Raw genomic sequence first — 16,919 nt, forward strand, 5'->3', positions numbered from 1 at the left:
GGTAACAAATTGAAATAAAAATGTAATAAAACTGTAACATTTAAGTAAATTCACTTATTGTTGCTATCAATGTATTGTCATATTTTTGCCTGCTAATACTTTTAGTAGGATTCAATATGTCAATATTTAAGGAACAACCAGATGTGCCAGTAACGATGTCAAAATCGGAAATCGACGCAAAATATAAATACTGGCGTCTGCATTTAATGATTGTTAGTTATATTGGTTATGCTGTTTTTTATTTCACACGCAAAAGTTTTAACTTTGTTATGCCTGAAATGCTAACTGATTTGGGGATCACAAAGGGTGATATCGGAATGGTTGGGACAGCTTTTTACCTAACTTACGGCGCTTCTAAGTTTCTGTCTGGGATCATCGGTGACCGCTCTAATCCACGCTACTTTATGGGGGTTGGGTTAATTGCCACTGGGGTCGTGAATATTCTATTCGGTTTAACATCATCCATATCCATGTTTATTGTGTTATGGATGGTAAATGCATTCTTCCAAGGGTGGGGATGGCCACCTTGTGCGAAAATCCTCAATACATGGTACTCACGTAATGAGCGGGGTCTATGGTGGGCGATTTGGAATACCTCGCATAATATTGGCGGTGCCATAATTCCAATTTTGTCTGGTGGTGTTGCATTAGCATTAGGGTGGCGCTACGGAATGATTATCCCTGGTGTTATTGCTATTGTGATTGGTATTGGTTTGTGTATTTTGCTACGTGATAGGCCGCGTACGATGGGGCTACCGACAGTTGGTGAATGGCGCAATGACATTGAAGAATTAAAATATGAAGCCAAAGGGGCGGGGTTACCACTAGGCCAGATCCTTAATCAGTATATTTTTAAAAATAAGGTATTGTGGGTATTAGCGCTGTCTTACGCCGTAATATATATCATTAGAACCGGGATCAACGACTGGGCTAATCTTTACTTAATTGAAGATCATGGTTTTAATCTACTGTCTGCGAACGCCGTCGTTATGATGTTTGAAATTGGTGGCTTTTTTGGGGCTATCGTAGCTGGATGGGGTTCTGACTTAATCTTTAAAGGTAATCGTGCGCAGATGAATGTCATATATGCGCTAGGGATTATCATAACGTCATTCTGTTTATGGATTGTGCCAGTTGATAACGAATATGTATTTTCATTCTTATTTTTTATGACTGGTTTCTTTATTTTTGGTCCACAGTTCCTTATTGCGATGGCCGCTGCTGAAAATTCACATAAAAATGCTGCGGGTGCATCAACAGGCTTTGTTAGCTTATTTGCTTATATTGGGGCATCAATTGCAGGTTATCCGCTATCGTTGGTGATTGAAAAATACCAATGGAATGGTTTCTATTCGTTATTATTAACCTTATCCATTTTCTTGATCCTACTGTTGATAATTGCGATGGCGATGACAAAAAAGAAAATCAGTAATGATGCATAACGGTTTATCATAAAACCCAAAGGTCACTTTGATAGTGACCTTTTTTCGCTAAATTAACCTTGAATTTGTGCAAGGGAACCGTACAAGTTATACAACACATCATACTCGTCTTGTTGGTAAAAACGTATTTTGTTCCAACAAAACTGCTTCGCAACTTCAACAGTAAACCTTGTAGCATCAACAAGTTCACTTTCATAACTTGCACCGGTTTCGCTACCGGGGACCAGTGCTTTGGCTGTGATGGCTAAGCCAACTACAGGAGCATGGGTAGCAACATGGGGTTGCATAATGGAATTGAAATGATAAACACCGTTTTCATAAGGGGAAATATCTTGCGTGGTAATTGGGAATGTTTTTGCTACATCACCAGTCGCATATTCCATTAAACGCACTAAATCTGGAGAAACTCGCAAAATATAGCCTTGCTTGGCAGTTGGTGAAATCGCAATTCCTCGGTGTTTAATAATACTATTTCCCTTGGATGTATCGATAGATAAAATGGCATCCATCTGTTTATCGACTTCGTATTTATTCATCGTAGCTGAGGAAACGGGCATCCCCATAAAGTCGACAGGGTCATGAGGGGTTATCGAAACATGGGTTGCAATATGGGAGGTTATAATCACATCCCCTTTAAGCCGGCTACCTTTTGCTGCCATATCAAGTAGTTTCATCGCACTTGCAAAGGCAACAATAGAGCCATCAGCATCAGACACTAACCCGATTCGATTAGGTTGCGCTTGTTGTGCCCCTAAACGGCCAATAATACCAAGTGTTGGGTAATTTCCACCAGATAGTTTTCCCTCTGTACCGGGAATGACAACCTTAATAAAATGGCATAATTGACGAGTATCTTCAGGAGCCTCGTAGTTGACTGAGGTCACCGTGATTTGAGCATGGTCGGGGCTAACAGAGCTTAATAACGAGGACATTTTTTCCCCATCAACATGGGGGCTGTCCAATAACTCATAGACTTGGCTAACATAGTTCAATGACATTATTATGCTCCTTTAATCATATCTAATCGGAAAGGTTGGTTAGTGGTAATTTCTTCAATTTTATCGGGGCCACGTAGCCATAATGCATTTTGGTCACCTAAAATAGTGCCTTGTTCATTTTCAATAAATAACGCGGTACCTTCGTAGAGGGCAATTAACTCTTCGGTTGGGTTAATCGTCAAAAATTCATTTAAACGTTCTTCGCGGCTTTCCCCATTGTGACCAACTGGTTTGCCAGAAATAAAGTGTGGGTTAATTTGAAATGGTGATATGTTCAGTGAATTAAATGAAGGTGGTTGAACAATAGGCATATCATTAGTTGTACGGATCGTAGGGGTTGCAACATTACTTCCTGCACTCCACCCCATATAAGGTACTCCATCCTGTTTGACGCGCTGGGAAATTACGTCAACAATTTTGGCATCGTATAGGCGTTTTAGTAGAGCGAATGTATTTCCCCCACCAATTGCGATAGCTTGTGCTTCCTGCACTGCACTAATCGGGTCGCTAAAATGATGAATGGATTTTAATTCATAACCTAAGGCCCTAAATACAGGTTGTACAATGGCTTCAAACTTATCAAAGCTAAAAGTCACTGCGGCATAAGGAATAAATAAAATATTTTGTTTTTTATGTTGTAATAATCGATGAATTTGCTCATCAGCATGTTCTAAATAATTCATGTTTCCCATGCGTGAACTACTCATTAATAATGCTTTAGTCATTTTTTATTCCTTTGTAATATCATTAATTGCGTTAATAAATAAATCTATTTCTTTTTCAGTATTAAAATAATGCAATGATAATCGAGCCATTTTTTCTATGTTATAGAACTGCAAAATTGCCGTTGCCATAAAATGCCCTGATTCAATAATGATATTTTTAGCTTCTAATTTTTGCATTAATAAATCAGAGGAAATACCCTTAATGTTAAATGGAATTATTCCTATACGCTGATTGCTATTATCTGGACCATATATTTCAATATTTGGAATTGTGGCTAATTTCTGCATAGCATATTGTGTGAGGGTTTGATTACGTATTTCAATTTGCTCAATACCTAATTGGGATGCATAGTCTAATGCAGAGTTCAAACTGATAATTGCAGGGATATTTGGGCAACCTGCTTCAAAACGTTTAGCGGTCTTGGGTAATATCACCGTACCTGTTTTAGGGTCGATGCTACTATTCCACCAACCAACTAGCATTGGGGTTAATAAGGGGATTAACGACTCACGGACAAAACATATCCCACAGCCTTCGATTGCTCTTAAGCCTTTTCGTCCACAAAAGGACATAAAATCACATTGCCAATTTTGAACATTAACACGATACATTCCAATAGCCTGAGAGGCACTGACATGGCTTAATACCCTATACTTTTGGGCTATTTCACAGATAGCCTGCACAGGTTGCATAACGCCAGTTATATTAGATAATGCCACAAAACTGATGAGTTTCGTTTTGGAGGTAATGGCGCATTCTATGGATGCGGGAGAAATAACCCCTTGCTTATCGGCTTGAACAGTAACAATTTTTATTCCTTTTTCTTCTGCTAGCAATTGCCATATTGAAATATTACTGAGCATTTCGGTATCCGGGATAATAACTTCATCACCTGCTTGCCATGAAATACCTCTAGCAATTAAGCAAATGGACTCTGTACCATTTTTAGTGAATGCAATTTCACTTTCTTTAGCACCAATAAACGCGGCCATTTTTTTCCGGCAAACTTCGACCTGCTGGTATGTTGCTTTGCGAAAACTTGGCAGATAGATACCTTGTTCTGCTGTTTTGTCTAGGTAGGCCTTTACCGCATCAATGACCGGTTTGGGTGGGGGGGCTGCGGCTCCAGTATCGAAATAGACGTAGTTTTGTGAGACTAGGGTATCTTGCTGTGCTTGTTGCCATATATTCATCATAATTATATTCCTATTGAAAACTATCGAGCCCATAGGGAAAGCAGTTTTGCTTTTATCGTTGGAAGAAAGGCTTTGGCGGTGGAATAGAGCGCATCACCGGCAATGAGTCCTCCAGCGAAAGTTGAAATTTTATCTGAGCTAATATTAAAGAAGCGTTGTATGATGACCCGCACGGCGAGCGCTACGAGAACGGTCCAACCTGCAATGGGGTAGTTGATCATCAATCCTGTTGAAAAAAGAACACCAATTTGGTTTTTTGCCCCGCCAATTAATTGAATAACAGCCCCAGGAATGGCCCACAGTAACAACATCATTGCGACATCAGATGAACTGCCTGCTTGAATTGTTGCCGCATAGAGTCGAGAGGCAGGGACAATTTTGTCTTGCTGAAAATAGAAATCATAAGTCAGTGCAACAACGACTAAGGCACAGGAAAAACCAATAATAGAGGCAAAATATTGTTGTTTTCGGCCATAGCGTTCAACATTTGGGTTTTTGCCGTTACCGCGGATCATAAACCCAGTCTTTAAGTCAAACCCCATATCTGCGAATGCAGGGCCAGTGGCGACACAGAACCCAACTAATACGGCTAATGCTTCAGGGGGAAAACCAATAAGGATACCTATCATTAATGAGATAAGCGCAGCTGCCGTCGCTGGAAACCAACCTGAATGCATGGCAGCCATCCCCACAATCATCTCTTGAATCAAAGCTGCTAGGGTAGCAAAAATAAGGAATCCGATGAGTTGTGGCAATGTCATCGTCACAAAAATTTGGCTAATAAAGGTTAAGGCGAGGGCGGTGAGAAAGTAGAAAATAGCCCCTTTAATTAGTGTTGATTTAATACGGCGGCTACTTTGAATAAGTTCTTCACTTTCTTTAATTCGCTGATCCGTTTCTTTTTTATTACGAAAAACAATGGCACCTATTTGAATGAGTGCGACAATTCCTGCCCCAATCATTACACCGTGAGGGACATAGTGTTCATATAAATTATAACTAATTAGACCCGATTCAGAAAAACCACGAATAAGTAAGCCAATAGCAAACATGAATAATGCAAAGATACTACCGATTAAAGCGATACCTGCAGAGGCCATAGGGATGCCAAATCCCGCACCGATTGCGCCTGCAGCAAAGCCTGTTAATAGAGCACCTAGTCTTTTGCCACCTTTATTTCCTGCCCATAGTGTTTCTGCTGTTGCAACGCCAGCAGGCCAAGAGGCACTCGCTGGGTATGCGCGAGTATTAAATAATCCGTATAATATTGTGCCATCAATAATAATAGCCACAAATGCACCAGCCATCATAGGGTAAATTAATTCAGGCATACCGAGCACCCAAGGGACACCGATTGAGACCATCAATCCATTCGCTGCGGCAAAGGTGGCGGCTGAAATACTGGTTTGAATTAAATTTTGAGCATCTATAAATTTAAATGAAGAAAAAATTGAAAATGGTAATCTTGATAATAATATAGCTAATACAGCGCCAATAATTGAGGTGTTCGCCGATATTCCTAGTGTGACAATAATTTGTATACCGATAATAGCACCAACAAATGATAATATAATTATTGCAATAAGCAGTGCTGGAGAAAAAATAGATACACGTACCTCAGTATCATTTTTATCATGAGATATATTCATAGAGTTACCTATTTTAATATTGAATTATATTTATTTTTTATATTTCTCCATATTTAAAATATGGCAGATAACTTACTTGCTGTAGATTTTAATAATGGATAATATTCAGTTAAATTTTTACTTTGGCTTGAGGCAGCAATACATAAAGAGCCTAACACCCCTTTTTCAAATGAAAAAATAGGTACTGATAGCCCTTGAGTCCCTGCAAGGTAAGCTTCTTTCGAATAGGCATAGCCTTCATCCGCGTAAAGTTTCAATTGATGTTTTAATTCCAAATCATTTTGTAAATTGTGTTTTAAAAGATAATCCTCAATATAAGTCACATCCATTGAACTTAAGATAATTTGTGTAAAAGGCGCTTCGTGTAATGACAAGGCCTCACCTTCTTTTGAGGTAAAGCGTATTAGGTGGTCACTTTCTAAAATAAAATTACAAATGGCGATATCGTTATAGCGACGATAAATAAAAATAGTTTCATGCGTTTTGCTGGCTAATGGCTGGAGGTAATCATTAGCCAACTGAGAAAATTGCCGTGTATTATTTGCTATGTGGCCAATTTCGATGCAGCGTAAGCCCAATAAGTACTCTTTACTGTTATTTTTTTGTAGAAACCCTTGCTCCTCTAAAAGGTTAAACCCACGTTGCACCATTGAGGGGCTTTTACCGATATGACGAGCCAGTTCACGCACTCCCCATATTGGTTTATCAATTGAAAAATGGTCTAGCAGAGTTAAAACAAACCCTGCAGATTGTAACTGATTACTCATGCTTCCCCCTGTGTGCATTAAATTAAACGGTATTATTGTTATTTTTCGTTCCTTTATCAGGAACAGTGTTCCGCTTATCGATGTAAATATATTTAGATGAAATAACATACAAAGTAAATGATTTGTTGCCACAGTGTTAAGTCGGTCACTGAATCAATTGTGACCATTCATCAAAATAAGAGTTATTTTGATGTAATGTGTTGATTTTTATATTTAATTATATGGCTGTAGACTGTTCCTAGTAGCGAAACAGTGAGTGGTAGCGTTGATATATGAGATGAATGGCATAAATCATCAAACAAGAATGGTGGTGACTAAATGTTATTCATAATGTGGTTGGGGGGGAACCCTAATACACTGATTTCGACGCGGTTGAATATTTTTTCGTCATAATAATATTCATAAAGTAACTTATTAGAGTCACAAAGTTACTCTGTGCTTTTTTTATCCAAATCATTATCCTCGATTGGCATCTTATTTTTTCAATTCACATGATATTCATCGGTTCTTTGCTATTTTTGTGTAAACGTTTACACTAAATCGAGTTTGATCACAGAATTGGATATCAACTCGTTGGTATACTCGCCCACAACGGCAAGCTGAAAGGCAAATATGAAATTGAAGGCGTACTAAGGAGTGAAACATGCAGCAGGGTGAAATATTCGTCACTGGGGGATTGGGTTATATTGGTAGTCATACTTGTGTCCAATTAATAAAAGCTGGATTACTTCCTGTTATTGTTGATAATTTACATAATGCTAAATTGGAAGTGCTTAATCGCATTGAACAATTAACTGGGGTGAGGCCGGTTTTTTATCACTGTGATATTCGAGATGAACCGGCTATTAAATCTATTTTTAGCGCCCATCAATTTCGTTCAGTTATTCATTTTGCAGGGTTAAAAGCGGTTGGCGAATCAGTTAAAAAACCCATTGAATATTATGATGTTAATGTCAATGGCACATTGGTTTTAGCTCGTTGTATGAATGAAGCTAACGTAAAAAGCTTAATTTTCAGCTCTTCGGCTACCGTTTATGGGGAACCTAGCACATTACCCATTACAGAAAACTTCCCAACAGGTAACACGCAAAGCCCTTATGGCACCAGTAAATACATGGTTGAGCGTTGCTTATCTGACCTTTATCACGCCGATAATTCGTGGTCGATTTCCTTATTACGCTATTTTAACCCTGTGGGTGCACATTCATCAGGCCTGATGGGGGAAGACCCTCAAGGTGTGCCAAATAATTTAACACCTTATATTACACAGGTTGCGGTAGGAAAAAGGGATAAACTAGCAATTTATGGAAACGATTACCCTACTGTTGATGGGACTGGCGTTCGTGATTACATTCATGTAATGGATTTAGCCGATGGGCATGTTGCTACATTGCAAGGAGTCGGTCAGCAAGCAGGGTTACATATCTATAACTTGGGAACCGGAAATGGCTTCAGTGTACTGCAAGTGTTGCAGGCGTTTGAAAGAGCCGTTGGGAAGCCTATTCCTTATACTATCCAACCTCGTCGTGCTGGGGACATCGCAGAGTATTGGTCTACCCCTGAAAAAGCGTATCGTGAATTAGGTTGGCAAGCGGTGCGTACCCTTGATGATATGGCCGCAGACAGTTGGCGTTGGCAAGTAAATAACCCTAATGGATACAATAAATAGGAGATTGATAGCATGAATAAGATGCCATTTAACCCCTCAGATTGCCCTCATCGCCGTTATAACCCGTTGACGGGGCAATGGGTTTTGGTTTCACCTCATCGAGCAAAGCGCCCATGGAGTGGTCAAGATGAAAAGCCGTCAATAACAGACTTGCCTGAATACGATAAAAATTGTTTTCTGTGCCCAACAAATACTCGTGTTTCAGGCGAGGTAAACCCTAACTATCAAGGTACTTATGTTTTTCAAAATGATCACGGTGCTTTGTTAGAGCAAGCCTGTGTTCAGCCAGAAAACCAGTCAGCGTTATTTCAAACTCAATCAGTCAGAGGCGTTAGCCGAGTCATTTGTTTTTCACCAGATCACAGTAAAACGCTACCTGAGCTTTCACTTCCAGAAATTGAAAAGGTGGTGGAAACATGGCAACAGCAGGTTACGGAACTCAGTAAACAATTTACTTGGGTTCAGGTATTTGAAAATAAAGGTGAAATCATGGGGTGCTCTCAACCGCACCCTCATGGGCAGATTTGGGCGAGTGATTTTCTGCCAAATGAAATCGAACGAAAAGACCATTTTTTAGCACAATACTATCAGCGCCATGGCAGTAATCTACTGATGGATTATGTCAATGCAGAACAAAAATCTGGTGCGCGTACTGTGGTGGAAACAGAGTATTGGATAGCAGTTGTACCTTATTGGGCCGCTTGGCCGTTTGAAACGATGCTGTTACCTAAACAACCGATTAGGCGCATGGATGAAATGAATGAGACCGTCCGTACAGACTTGAGTTTGGCGCTAAAAAAACTGACTTGCCGCTACGACAATTTATTTCAGTGTTCCTTCCCTTATTCGATGGGGTGGCACTTTGCCCCTTATTTTAAACCACATAAAGATATTGAACATTGGCAATTACATGCGTTGTTTTATCCGCCGCTATTGCGTTCTGCAACGGTCAAAAAATTTATGGTGGGTTATGAAATGTTAGCTGAAACCCAGCGTGACCTAACGCCAGAACAGGCAGCCCAGCGTTTAAGAGAGGTTAGCGAAATACATTACAAACAACGCTAAACCTAACGAAATAGCTAAGGAATTATTCAAATTAATATTTGCTTGGATTTTATTGTTCGAGTAAATCAATTTTACGATTAAGGAAAGCAAACAATGGAAATGCTGAAAAAAACGGTTGCTAATTCATTCGAGAAAACCTTTGGTTATCCAGCGAATATTTATGTTCAGGCTCCAGGGCGAGTGAATCTGATTGGTGAACACACAGACTATAATGACGGTTTTGTGCTGCCGTGTGCCATTAATTACCTAACAATGACTGCGGCGGCAAAACGTGATGACCGTATTATTCGAGTAGTTGCTGCCGATTATAATAATGATTGTGACGAGTTTAGCCTAGACCAAGAAATTACATTTTTACCTGAAAAAATGTGGGCCAATTATATTCGCGGTGTAATTAAGTTCTTGCTGCAACGTGGGTTTAAGTTTAACGGATGTGATATCGCAGTCAGTGGCAATGTACCGCAAGGAGCGGGGTTAAGTTCTTCAGCTTCATTAGAAGTGGTTATAGGGCAAACAATGAAGGCCTTGTATCAATTAGATATTAGTCAGCAAGATATTGCGCTGAATGGTCAACAGGCGGAAAACCAATTTGTCGGTTGTAACTGTGGCATCATGGACCAATTAATTTCAGCCTGTGGTGATGAGGGGCATGCCTTATTGATTGATTGTCGTAGTTTGGATTTACTGGCAATTTCTATCCCTGACGACCTAGTTGTGATGATAATCAATTCAAATAAACAACGGGGGCTAGTGGGAAGTGAATACAATACTCGGCGTAAACAATGTGAAGAAGCTGCTGAGCGCTTGGCTGTAAAGGCATTGCGTGACGTGACCTATGATGAGTTTTTGCAAAAACAACATCAATTACCGCCATTAGTTGCCAAACGGGCTAAGCATGTGATTAGTGAAAATGAGCGTACACAGTTAGCCGCAATCGCGTTGACACAAAATGATTTGCCCTTGTTAAGCCAATTGATGGAGCAATCACATATTTCCATGCGCGATGATTTTGAAATCACCGTAAAAGAGATTGATACATTAGTCGACATTGTGAAATCTATTTTAGGGGCTCAAGGTGGTGTGCGTATGACCGGTGGTGGTTTTGGGGGCTGCGTGGTGGCCTTAATGCAACAACAACTTGTGCAACCAGTGATTGAGGCTGTTGAAGCCCAATATTCTAAAATGACAGGCTTACAGGCGGATATTTATGTTTGTCAGCCAAGTGCCGGCGCTGGCGTAGTGAGTTTGAGTTGATCATAGAACCTGACAAATTGAGGGAAAAAATGCAATTTACTCACGAGCAACGTCTTGCGTTACAAGCCGCTAAAATTATTGAGCTAACCAATCAAAATGGTATGAAAATTACTTTGACGAACCTGGGGGCAAGCTGGATGAGCTGTATCTTACCCTTAGCAAGTGGTCAGCGTGATGTTATTTTAGGTTCGCCAAATATTGCGCAGCAGATGCAGCAGACGGTTTATTTAGGGGCTACAGTGGGCCGTGTTGCCAACCGAATCGCGAACGCACAATTTTCGATTGATGGCGAAAATTATAAAGTGTCTAGTAATCAAGGAATGCATTGTTTACATGGGGGGGAAGATAATTTCAGTTATCGGGTTTGGGCTATTTCACAGCGTCATGCTCAACAGGTGGTGTTTACTCTGATTTCCCCTCATGGTGACCAAGGCTTTCCCGGTGAGTTGCGAGTCGATACGAGTTATGAATTAACAGATGAAAATCAGGTCATTATTCGTTATCAGTACCAAACATCTGCTACTTGCCCTGTGAACTTGACTAACCATACCTACTTTAACCTTGCTGGGGAAAATACGGAAAAAACGTTATTTGAGCACGAGCTTAAAATCCACAGTAACGATTATGTACCGACAAACAAAGACGGGGTGCCAACAGGGGCGTGGCGTGGTGTTACTGGCAGCTATTTTGATTTTCGCCAAGGAAAGCCAATTGGCCGTGGTTTTTTACAAGATGAAGACCAAATAATGGTTGGGGGATATGACCATACGTTTATCCTTGATAGCACTCGTATTGATGGGAAGCAAACGGTCGCTTCACTTCGTGCACCTGCGGGGGATGTTCAGATGAATATTTCAACAACCATGCCAGCAATGCAATTATATACAGGGAATTATTTGACTTCTGTCGCGGGAAAAACAAAGGAATATACCCCGTTTTCTGGCGTTGCATTTGAAACTCAATTTCCACCTGATGCGGTAAACCACCCTGAATGGGGGGCTAAATACAGCCCAATTTCATACTCAAATCAACGCTATACTAGCGAAACATGCTATCAATTTATTTTTTAATATATTATTTCGCATAATTATTAACACCGCAGTGATGCGGTGTTTTGCTATTTAGGCATGAATAATCCGTTGTTTTCATTTAAATGATTTTAATATGCGTTATGCCATTGTTTTTAATCCTAGCTCATTGTTTAATAAGCCATCCTAATTGTAGAGGTATACGATGGCGACAATCAAAGATGTAGCAAAAGAAGCCGGCGTTTCTGTTGCAACGGTTTCACGGGTGATCAACCAATCGCCGAAAGCGAGTCAAGCTTCTATTGCATCAGTAAAAAGTGCAATGAATAAGTTGGGTTACCGGCCAAATGCTGCTGCTCGTGCATTAGTGAACCAAAGTTCTAATACAATAGGTGTACTGGTTAATGATGTATCCGACCCATTTTTTGGGGTAATGGTTAAAGCCGTTGATGGCGTTGCTCATCGAAATGGCAAACATATTTTGATTTGCAATGGTTATCATAATGCCAAAGAAGAGCGCCAATCTATTGAGTTATTGATCAATAACCGCTGTGATGCATTGATTATTCATTCAAAAGCCCTTTCGGATGATGAACTGATTGGATACGCGAAAGAAGTTCCGAGTATGGTGCTGATTAATCGGCATATTGATGAAATCGCTCACCGTTGTATTTCATTAAATAACTATAAAGGGGCATATTTAGCGACTGAACATCTAATTCGTCATGGGCATACTAAAATCGCTTATATTTCTTCAAATCATCAAATTGAGGATGCGGTGCAGCGCTTAATGGGCTATCGCGATGCGTTAAAAAATAATGGTATTATTCTTTCAGAAAGTTATGTCGAATATGGTGTCCCTTACGGTGAAGGCGGGGAACAAGCAATGACTAATTTGCTAACCAAGTCATTGGAGATCACCGCCGTGGTTGGCTATAACGATTTTATGGCAGCAGGGGCGATTGCCGTATTGGATGAAAATGAAATTCACTCACCAGAACAGGTTTCAGTAATTGGTTTTGATGATGTTTTGATTGCTCGGTATATTCACCCGCGTTTAACCACTGTACGTTATCCTATTCAAATGATGGCTGAAAAAGCAACGCAATTAGCCCTCTCTTTAGCTCGGGGTGAAAAAATCTTAGGGGATAGCTTAATTTACTCCCCGACCTTAGTTCAGCGCAATTCCGTTCGACCATTGCATTCTTAGTGGTAATGCCATTAGAGCCATGAATTGAGCACTCATTCACTTTTTATGTAAACGTTATCATTTATTTTTGATGGTCATCACGTATTTTAGATTTTAGCCTGCTGACTTTCAGATTTTCTCTGTTATTTATGCCCTTTATGACGCGATTTTTAGGTTTAAATCTAACGTTTAGCTAATTCAGTGAATATTCTTAAGAATATTGTGAAAATATGTGATTTAAGTAACGGTGATTATTTGTGGTAACGTTTACACTAACTTCGTTATCATTTGGCGAAGGAATTTTATTATGCAGACAGAAGGGGTTGGACTAAGCACTTTAGACTACGGGATCTTCATCCTGTACGTGCTTGTTATTATTAGTGTTGGGCTCTGGGTATCACGAGATAAAAATGGGCAAAAAAAAGGAACTAAAGATTATTTTTTGGCAGGTAAAACATTGCCTTGGTGGGCTATCGGTTCATCATTAATTGCAGCAAATATATCCGCAGAACAATTTATCGGCATGTCTGGATCAGGCTTTTCGATTGGTCTGGCAATTGCATCCTACGAATGGATGGCGGCACTTACCTTGATTATTGTCGCTAAGTATTTTATGCCTGTGTTTATTGATAAAGGTATTTATACTATTCCTGAATTTGTTGAAAAACGCTTTAATAAAACATTAAAAACCATTTTAGCGGTATTCTGGCTAGCATTATTTATCTTTGTTAACTTAACCTCAGTCCTATATTTAGGTGCGTTAGCGTTACAAACAATCCTAGGTATACCAATGAATTATGCTATTTTTGGTTTAGCATTATTTGCGGTAATTTACTCCCTCTATGGTGGCTTATCCGCAGTAGCATGGACCGATGTCGTGCAAGTATTCTTCCTGATTTTAGGTGGCTTGTTAACGACAATTATGGCTGTGAGTTATATTGGTGGGGACGCCGGTTTGTTTGCTGGAATGAGCCGTATGGCAAGCGAAGCGCCTACTCATTTTGAAATGATCCTAAGCCAAGATAACCCTCAGTTTAGTAATTTACCGGGGATAGCCGTGTTAATCGGTGGCTTATGGGTTGCCAACTTATACTATTGGGGCTTTAACCAATATATCATTCAGCGTGCATTAGCCGCTAAATCCATCAATGAAGCTCAAAAAGGGTTAGTATTTGCTGCGTTTCTAAAACTTATTGTACCGATTTTAGTTGTTGTGCCTGGTATCGCTGCTTTTGTGATAGTTTCAGACCCTGCATTGCTTGCTGGTTTGGGGACTATGGCACAAGAACATATACCGACATTAGCGCAAGCGGATAAAGCTTATCCGTGGCTAACCCAGTTCTTGCCTGTAGGCGCGAAAGGGGTGGTATTCGCAGCATTAGCAGCCGCTATCGTATCGTCTTTAGCTTCTATGTTGAACTCTGTAGCAACTATCTTCACCATGGATATCTATAAAGAATATATTGCACCTGCAACAACGGACCATAAATTGGTTAATGTTGGCCGAGTCAGTGCGGTTGTTGCATTGATCATCGCCTGCTTTATTGCACCATTACTGGGTAATATCGGGCAAGCTTTCCAATATATACAGGAATATACAGGCTTAGTGAGTCCTGGGATCTTAGCGGTATTCTTGTTAGGTTTATTCTGGAAGAAAACAAATGCGAAAGGCGCGATCATCGGGGTATTATTGTCTATTCCATTTGCTTTATTCTTGAAATTAATGCCATTAGGTATGCCTTTCCTTGATCAAATGATGTACACCTTCTTCTTTACTGCTGTAGTGATCGGGTTGATTAGCCTTACAACGGCAAAAGGGGATGATTGTGATGGCGCTATTATTTTAACTTCCGAGACCTTTAAAACGTCAACAGGTTTCAATATTTCCGCTTACGTTATTATGGTTGTTTTGTGTGTTTTATACGCACTTTTCTGGTAACGCCATAGCATTATTAAACTCACCATTAAAATGATAACAAAAGGCGGGATATTCCCGCCTTACTTATTTTTACTCGCTTGGATAGCGATTTTATATACTTTTATTAACAGATGCTCTGATATCGTTATAAATTAGTCGTCTTATAATACGATTCTATTTTGGATTTAAGTGACGCAACAATTTTTTTCTTCCAAGGTTGCATTGATTTTCTGTGCATCATAAATAAATTACCAATGGCAAGGCTATCAGTAAGCTTCGTTTGGTAAATGGTATGTTTTAGTGACTGATTTTCTAGCCAAGGTTCTGGCACAATCGCTAAATATGGGCTGCTATTTATTGCTGATATCACTTGCGAATATTCTGGGCATTTAAAGCCAATAGTTCTAAATAAACCTCTTCGACGTAATTGCCTATCTAGTTCGTTGTCATCTTGGGGCCAAGGTAAACAATAGACATGTTTATAAGATACGAGTTGTTCAAGGCTTAATTCTTTAACGTGCTCTAAAGCTGGTCTTAATGGCGCTCCGTAGATAATGACTAATCGGCTAATACCTATAGTTTCAAATTTTAGCGACGATACAGGGCTTTGATCTCCACCGACAGCAAAGACTAAATCAATGGTGCCATCAAGCACTTCTTCACGCCAAGACCGCCTTTGGTATGGAATACATTCCGCGTAAAAATCTAACTTGAAAGACAGTTCTGATAAAGGAGAGGTCATAATATCCATCAATGCTGGGGGGCAGACAATTTTGAAACTTCTTGAGCCATCAATGGAATCTGTAAATAAATCATCATTCAAGGAAATAAAAAGGGGAACGAGTTTCGCTTTAAGTGTTAAAGCAAATGGGGTTGGAACTTGAAGATTATTTTCTCGTTTAAATAACGGGTCACCCAACGCTGAGCGTAGCCGACTCAATGCGTGGCTGACCGCGGAAGATGAAATACCCAGTTTAGAAGCTGCTTCCTTGGTACTTCCTGTTAAAAGTAATGCATAGAGAACTTTGAGAAGATTAAAATCAAATTGAGCTAGGTTCATTTTGTACCAATATTAATGAGCAGAATTCAATTTACTTATACTATCATCTTGTTTCGATGATAAACAAGTAACGGTATTCATGAAACAGTTAAAATTAATAGTATTGCTCTGCATGCAAGGGTTAGTCGTGCAACCTATGGCTTATGCTTCATTACATCCTGAGCAACCATTATCTGTCGCTCCACCTAAAAGTGTCTTTATGGAATGGGCAAAGCCTATTGCACCTTTCAAAATAGCTCCTCAAGTTTGGTATGTTGGAACGACAAATTTAACGTCTATATTGATCACAACAAATAAAGGTCATGTACTCATTGATGCGGGCTTAAATGAAAGCGCAGAGTTAATTCAAAGTAATATTGAAAAACTAGGGTTTAATATTAGGGATATCAAATATATTTTGAACAGCCATGCTAGGTTGGATCAGGCGGGTGGGATAGCTAAATTAAAAAAAATAAGTGGTGCAAAGGTCGTTTCGAATAAACTCAATGCTGAGCAATTGGCTTTAGGTGGTGCAGATGATTTTGCATTAGGTGATGCATTATTATTTCCTTCAGTTAAAACAGATTTACTCTTAAATGATAATGAATCATTTAGTCTTGATGGTGTAACTTTTACTATATTATTAACGCCAGGGCATTTACCGGGAAGTACGTCATGGAAGATAAAACTAAATAATAATGACACACTGATATATGCAGATAGCCTAGCAACTCCTGGCTATTATTTAATTAATAATCTGAATTATCCAGAAATTATTGAAGACCTCCAGTATAGCTATCAGGTTTTGTATGATCAAAAGGTAGATATATTTATTGCAAGTAAGGGAGATAAGTTTGACCTTATAGATAAACTTAAAGAATTAAATAATGGAAATGATAAGGCATTTTATGATGAAAATGGCCTTAAACGTTATGTTGAAAAATCCAAAATGTCTTTAATAAGCCAATTACATTTATAA

The 16,919-nt window shown here is 39.4% G+C and carries 14 protein-coding genes; 8 read left to right on the forward strand and 6 right to left on the reverse strand.

Going from position 1 to position 16,919, the window contains the following annotated elements:
* Positions 1–116 precede the first annotated feature (116 nt).
* Entirely contained in the window at positions 117–1,442 is a 1,326-nt protein-coding gene (uhpC, locus tag M1F14_RS10205; protein WP_042844996.1) for an MFS transporter family glucose-6-phosphate receptor UhpC, read from the forward strand.
* A 53-nt stretch (positions 1,443–1,495) separates the two neighbouring features.
* Here the strand turns inward: uhpC and M1F14_RS10210 are convergent, their stop codons facing one another.
* Genes M1F14_RS10210 through M1F14_RS10230 form a run of 5 tightly spaced genes read right to left on the reverse strand, consistent with a single transcriptional unit; the run spans position 1,496 to position 6,778 of the window.
* Positions 1,496–2,440 carry a DUF1177 domain-containing protein gene (locus M1F14_RS10210; RefSeq protein ID WP_048607809.1) on the reverse strand — a complete coding sequence of 315 codons (945 nt, stop codon included), beginning with the start codon at positions 2,438–2,440 and terminating at the stop codon, positions 1,496–1,498.
* Between the two features lie 2 nt (positions 2,441–2,442).
* Positions 2,443–3,165: a dipeptidase PepE gene (gene pepE / locus M1F14_RS10215; protein WP_042844993.1), complete on the reverse strand. Its 723-nt coding sequence runs from the start codon at positions 3,163–3,165 to the stop codon at positions 2,443–2,445.
* Positions 3,166–3,168: 3 nt separating this feature from the next.
* A complete protein-coding gene (locus M1F14_RS10220; protein ID WP_181468662.1) occupies positions 3,169–4,362 on the reverse strand; it encodes an aminotransferase class V-fold PLP-dependent enzyme in 1,194 nt (397 codons plus the stop codon).
* A gap of 20 nt (positions 4,363–4,382) precedes the next feature.
* Complete coding sequence (locus M1F14_RS10225; RefSeq protein ID WP_042844990.1) at positions 4,383–6,011, reverse strand: OPT/YSL family transporter; 1,629 nt, start codon at positions 6,009–6,011, stop codon at positions 4,383–4,385.
* A gap of 53 nt (positions 6,012–6,064) precedes the next feature.
* Positions 6,065–6,778, reverse strand: a complete 714-nt coding sequence (locus tag M1F14_RS10230) for an IclR family transcriptional regulator (RefSeq protein ID WP_048607806.1) — start codon at positions 6,776–6,778, stop codon at positions 6,065–6,067.
* Between the two features lie 643 nt (positions 6,779–7,421).
* On the opposite strand from M1F14_RS10230, the gene galE reads away from it, so the two are divergent.
* The 6 genes from galE (at position 7,422) to M1F14_RS10260 (ending at position 14,922) form a co-directional block, all read left to right on the forward strand.
* The gene (galE, locus tag M1F14_RS10235; protein WP_131680639.1) at positions 7,422–8,447 is read left to right on the forward strand and encodes a UDP-glucose 4-epimerase GalE; all 1,026 of its coding nucleotides are present in this window, start codon (positions 7,422–7,424) and stop codon (positions 8,445–8,447) included.
* A gap of 12 nt (positions 8,448–8,459) precedes the next feature.
* Positions 8,460–9,512 carry a UDP-glucose--hexose-1-phosphate uridylyltransferase gene (locus M1F14_RS10240; RefSeq protein WP_042844984.1) on the forward strand — a complete coding sequence of 351 codons (1,053 nt, stop codon included), beginning with the start codon at positions 8,460–8,462 and terminating at the stop codon, positions 9,510–9,512.
* Between the two features lie 93 nt (positions 9,513–9,605).
* Entirely contained in the window at positions 9,606–10,766 is a 1,161-nt protein-coding gene (galK, locus tag M1F14_RS10245; protein ID WP_042844983.1) for a galactokinase, read from the forward strand.
* Positions 10,767–10,795: 29 nt separating this feature from the next.
* Entirely contained in the window at positions 10,796–11,836 is a 1,041-nt protein-coding gene (galM, locus tag M1F14_RS10250; protein ID WP_129466193.1) for a galactose-1-epimerase, read from the forward strand.
* Positions 11,837–11,999: 163 nt separating this feature from the next.
* Positions 12,000–13,004, forward strand: coding sequence for a substrate-binding domain-containing protein (locus tag M1F14_RS10255; protein ID WP_042844978.1), 1,005 nt, complete (start codon positions 12,000–12,002; stop codon positions 13,002–13,004).
* A 286-nt stretch (positions 13,005–13,290) separates the two neighbouring features.
* Entirely contained in the window at positions 13,291–14,922 is a 1,632-nt protein-coding gene (locus M1F14_RS10260) for a sodium/sugar symporter (protein WP_042844975.1), read from the forward strand.
* Between the two features lie 124 nt (positions 14,923–15,046).
* On the opposite strand, the gene M1F14_RS10265 is transcribed toward M1F14_RS10260, so the two are convergent.
* Complete coding sequence (locus M1F14_RS10265) at positions 15,047–15,961, reverse strand: LysR family transcriptional regulator (RefSeq protein WP_042844974.1); 915 nt, start codon at positions 15,959–15,961, stop codon at positions 15,047–15,049.
* Between the two features lie 79 nt (positions 15,962–16,040).
* Here M1F14_RS10265 and M1F14_RS10270 point away from each other — a divergent pair, with 79 nt between their 5' ends.
* Positions 16,041–16,919 (forward strand): HARLDQ motif MBL-fold protein, encoded by an 879-nt coding sequence (locus tag M1F14_RS10270; RefSeq protein WP_129466191.1) that lies wholly within the window; start codon positions 16,041–16,043, stop codon positions 16,917–16,919.

The sequence above is a fragment of the Providencia sp. PROV003 genome, assembly GCF_045040775.1.
GTDB classification, from domain to species: Bacteria; Pseudomonadota; Gammaproteobacteria; order Enterobacterales; family Enterobacteriaceae; genus Providencia; species Providencia huashanensis.